The organism is Frankia canadensis, assembly GCF_900197875.1.
In the GTDB taxonomy this organism is placed as follows: domain Bacteria; phylum Actinomycetota; class Actinomycetes; order Frankiales; family Frankiaceae; genus Frankia; species Frankia canadensis.
The window spans coordinates 1-4,287 of record NZ_FZMO01000297.1; the positions used below are offsets into that span (position 1 = coordinate 1).

Here is a 4,287-nt window from a genome sequence, read left to right on the forward strand (position 1 = left end):
CTGGCGGCTTCGTCATGTCCACGCCCAGCCGGTTGTCCGCGTCAGCCGACGCGGACAACCGCCTTTCCCTTATGCGTCCCTCGGCGAGGTTCGCGATCGCCCGGGGCAGGTCGGCGAGGTCGTACTCGCGGGCGATGGTGAGGCGGAGGCCGCCGTCCTTGACCAAGGCGCGCGCCGCCGCCGCGCTGCCGCGAGCCTGCTGGCCCAGACTTCCGGACCGGCCCAGCCGCCGCGCGGCGATCAGCAGCCTCCCGGACCGGTCGCGAACTCGGCGTGTCGTGTCCGATTCGTCCCTAGGTTCGCGACACAGACCGCCGTCACATTGCCAGAATGCTGCCACGGCCCGCCGCGCGCCGACGGCGACCATGACGATCACAGCTCGGCGCGCGGCCCAGCGGCATGCCCGCGGCAGAGGACCCAGCGGGCACGCCGGGCGGACGGGTCAGGCGATGCGCTCGTAGATGGCGGTGATGCCCTGGCCGCCGCCGATGCACAGGGTCTCGAGGCCGTAGCGGACCTCGCGACGGTGCATCTCGTGCAGCAGGGTGGCGAGGATACGCCCGCCGGTCGCGGCGACCGGGTGGCCGAGCGAGATGCCGGAGCCGTTGACGTTGAAACGGTCCCAGTCGCCGCCGGCGAAGCCCCACTCGCGGGTGCAGGCGAGCACCTGGGCGGCGAAGGCCTCGTTCAGCTCGATGAGGTCCATGTCGGACATCTTCAGGCCGGCCCGCTCGAGCGCCTTCGCCGTGGAGGGCACCGGGCCGATGCCCATCCGCGACGGCTCGACACCGGCGACGGCCCAGCTCACCAGCCGGGCCAGCGGCCGCAGCCCGAGCCGCTCGGCGGCCTCCGGGTGGGTGACGACACAGACGGACGCCCCGTCGTTCTGGCCGGAGGAGTTGCCGGCGGTGACCGTCGACTCCGGGTCCTCGCGGCCCATGATGGCGCGCAGCCGGCCGAGCGACTCGAGGCTCGAATCGGCGCGCGGGTGCTCGTCGCGGTCGACGACGACGCTCTCCTTGCGACCCTTGACCGTCACCGGGATGATCTCGTCGGCGAAGCGGCCCTCGTTCTGGGCGGCGACCGCGCGCTGGTGGGAGCGCAGCGCGAACTCGTCCTGCTCCGCGCGGGGGATGGAGTACTCGCGGCGCAGGTTCTCCGCCGTCTCGATCATGCCGCCGGGGACGGGGTGGTTCACGCCGCCGGCGGTGACCCGGCCGCGGGCGAGCGCGTCGTGCAGGGTGACGGAGCCGCTGTTCGGGCCCCAGCGCATCGAGGTGGAGTAGAACGCGGCGTTGCTCATGCTCTCCGCGCCGCCGGCGAGCACGACGTCGGAGACGCCGGTCTGGACCTGCATCGCGGCCATGGCGACGGTCTGCACGCCCGAGCCGCACCGGCGGTCGAGCTGCAGGCCGGGAACGGTGATGTCCAGGCCCGCGTCGAGCGCGACGACCCGGCCCAGCGCGGGGGCGTCCATCGTCGGGTAGCAGGAGCCGAACAGGACGTCGTCGATGTCCGCCGAGGTGAGCTTCGTGCGCTCCAGCAGCCCCCGGATCACCGCCGCGCCGAGCTCGTGCGCGCTCAGACCCTTGAAGGCGCCACCGTAGCGCCCGACCGGGGTCCGCACCGGCTCACAGATCACCGCGTCACGCATGACAACTCCTGTCCGCACCAGGTCGCCGGGGCCAGCTCGTGGCCACGCGGTCCACACGTCCGGGCGACGACGGCCCACTACGCGCTCCGCGCCAGCCCAACAAGGCCACCGGCCCCGCCTGAACGATAGCTCAGCCGAGACGCACATTCCCGATTCGTGACCGGCACCCCACCGCGTCCCGGTAGGCCCGACTTCACGGGTGGAAGTCCTGATCCCGGGCGCCGTCACCACTGATCCGCTTCGCTGGCGCCGTCCGCGCCCACCGGGCTAGGCTCGGGCGCTGGCGACCGGGCCGGCCGCCGCGGCGACCGACGCGACGGACCCAACCGACGTGCCAGGCAGGCGATGGACCAACCCGGGCGCCGGACGAACCCTGACGCCGGACGAACCCAGGCGGCGGGCCGGTCCAGGCGGCGGGCGACCGGGACGCGGAGGCCTCCGGGCTCGCGGGGGCTCTCCGACCCACCACTGTGAACGAGGAGAGATGCCGAAATGACCGAGACCCGACGCGTGGCGATCGTGACCGGGGCGGCCCGGGGCATCGGCGCGGCCACGGCCCGCCGGCTCGCCGCCGACGGCCTGGCCGTGGCGCTGCTCGACCTCGACGAGGCGGGCGCCAAGGAGGTCGCGGCGAGCATCGTCGCCGACGGCGGCTCGGCCCTGGGCCTCGCCGCGGACATCAGTGACGCGGCGCAGGTCTCCGCGGCGGTCGCCCGGGTGGCCAGCGAGCTCGGCGCGCCGACGGTGCTGGTCAACAACGCCGGCGTCACCCGCGACAACCTGGTCTTCAAGATGACCGAGCAGGACTGGGACCTGGTGCTGACCGTGCACCTGCGCGGCGCGTTCCTGATGACCCGCGAGGTCCAGAAGCACATGGTCGAGGCGAAGTGGGGCCGGATCGTCAACCTGTCGAGCACCTCGGCGCTCGGCAACCGCGGCCAGGCGAACTACGCCGCCGCGAAGGCCGGCATGCAGGGCTTCACCAAGACGATCGCCATCGAGCTGGGCCGCTACAACGTCACCGCGAACTCGATCGCCCCCGGCTTCATCGCCACCGAGATGACGCGGGCGACGGCTGACCGCCTCGGCCGGGACTTCGACGAGTACGCCGCCGAGCGGGCCAAGGCGATCCCGGTCGGCCGCCCCGGCCAGCCCGAGGACATCGCGCACACCGTGTCGTTCCTGGTCAGCGAGGGCGCGGGCTTCGTGTCCGGCCAGGTGATCTACGTCGCCGGCGGCCCGAAGGCCTGACGCGTCGGCCGCGGCGCGGCGCCGGCTCGGCCGGCGGGCTCAGGTCGGCCGGCGGGCTCAGGTCGTGAGCAGCCGGCGCAGCCAGTCGAGGCGCGCCGCCCCGGCCCGGCGGGCGAGCGTGGTGTGCGGCGCGAGCAGGTCGAAGCCGTGGAACCCGCCGGGCCAGACGTGCAGTTCCGCCTGTCCGCCGGCCTGCCAGATCCGGTTCGCGTAGGCGACGCCCTCGTCCCGGAAGGTCTCCGCGGAGCCGACGTCGAGGAACGTCGCCGGCAGGCCGGTGTGGTCGGTCGCGCGGGCGGCGGCGGCGTAGGGCGGCACGTCGGGGCGGCCGCGCCGCTCACCGAGCAGGGCCTGCCAGCCGAGCTGGTTGTCCGACCGCTTCCACACGCCCGTGCCGGCCATCTGCAGGGTCGAGTACGAGTCGTTGCGGTCGTCCAGCATCGGGCACATGAGCAGCTGGCCGAGCAGCGCCGGGCCGCCGCGGTCGCGCACCAGGTGGGCAAGCGACGCGGCGAGGCCGCCGCCCGCACTCGCCCCGGCGATCACGATCCGGCGCGGGTCGGCGCCGAGCTCGGCGGCCTGCTCCACCACCCACCGCAGGCCCGCGTAGCAGTCCTCGACCGGCGCGGGATACGAATGCTCGGGGGCGAGCCGGTATTCGACGGACACGGCGACGAGCCCAAGCTCCAGGCACCAGTCGACCACGGCGCCGAAGCCGAGCCGTCGGTCGCCGAGCATCATGCCGCCGCCGTGCATGAAGTACACCAGCGGCATCGCCGCCGCGGCGGCACCGGCGGCGCTCCCCGCGGGCCGGCAGACCAGCAGCGTCACGTCCGGTGCGTCCGGCGGGCCCGCCACCGTGATCTCGTGCGTCTCGGCCGCCCCCGCGCGGGTGAGATCCTCATGCGCGATCAGGGCGCCGCTGCTCGCCCGCATGGCCTCGAGGGCGTCCAGGGTGATCTCCGGGGCTCCCGCGCTCACGAAGGCGTCCAGTACGGCGGCGAGCTCGCCGTCGAACGGCGGCGGTGGGCCCACCTGTTCCCCGCGGACGGACTCGATGGCGCCTGTCATGCGATCCTCCCGGCAAAACCCGGAAAATAGATATATGATTTATATCACTCTACCGTTGGCGGCCGCTCGCGGTCGAGCCGGCTCCCCACCTTCGGGCAGGTCCACGAGGGATCCAGCGCCGTTCCACCTTCTCGACGCCGACCCTCAGAGCCGATAGCGTCAAATTATTGTTCTTCATCAGGTCAGGCCGGTGGCCAGCTCCGCGGCGCGCCCCGGCGGAAGGTGAGGGTCGATGGACGTCGGCGTCTACTTCGACATGCGCAACCCGCGCCGGTGGCGCCGGGACCCGGCCGAGCTGTACGGCGCCTTCC

General features: G+C 73.5%; 4 protein-coding genes. 1 reads left to right on the plus strand and 3 read right to left on the minus strand.

All coding sequences use genetic code 11. The features are described 5' to 3' along the window. Positions 1-367: hypothetical protein (locus tag C1A33_RS21110; protein WP_423748116.1), on the minus strand; the 367-nt coding region annotated here is incomplete at its 3' end. A 75-nt stretch (positions 368-442) separates the two neighbouring features. Continuing rightward, the gene (locus C1A33_RS21115) at positions 443-1,654 is read right to left on the minus strand and encodes an acetyl-CoA C-acetyltransferase (RefSeq protein ID WP_101833148.1); all 1,212 of its coding nucleotides are present in this window, start codon (positions 1,652-1,654) and stop codon (positions 443-445) included. Positions 1,655-2,146: 492 nt separating this feature from the next. Between C1A33_RS21115 and C1A33_RS21120 the strand changes: the two genes are divergently transcribed. Further along, positions 2,147-2,905, plus strand: a complete 759-nt coding sequence (locus C1A33_RS21120; protein WP_101833149.1) for an SDR family oxidoreductase — start codon at positions 2,147-2,149, stop codon at positions 2,903-2,905. A 57-nt stretch (positions 2,906-2,962) separates the two neighbouring features. Here the strand turns inward: C1A33_RS21120 and C1A33_RS21125 are convergent, their stop codons facing one another. Then, positions 2,963-3,976, minus strand: coding sequence for an alpha/beta hydrolase (locus tag C1A33_RS21125; RefSeq protein ID WP_101833150.1), 1,014 nt, complete (start codon positions 3,974-3,976; stop codon positions 2,963-2,965). Positions 3,977-4,287 lie beyond the last annotated feature (311 nt).

Excerpts from the sequence above, each read along its gene's own strand:
- C1A33_RS21125 (WP_101833150.1), bottom strand. The coding sequence starts at position 3,976 with ATGACAGGCGCCATCGAGTCCGTCCGCGGGGAACAGGTGGGCCCACCG.
- C1A33_RS21115 (WP_101833148.1), bottom strand. The coding sequence starts at position 1,654 with ATGCGTGACGCGGTGATCTGTGAGCCGGTGCGGACCCCGGTCGGGCGC.
- C1A33_RS21120 (WP_101833149.1), top strand. The coding sequence starts at position 2,147 with ATGACCGAGACCCGACGCGTGGCGATCGTGACCGGGGCGGCCCGGGGC.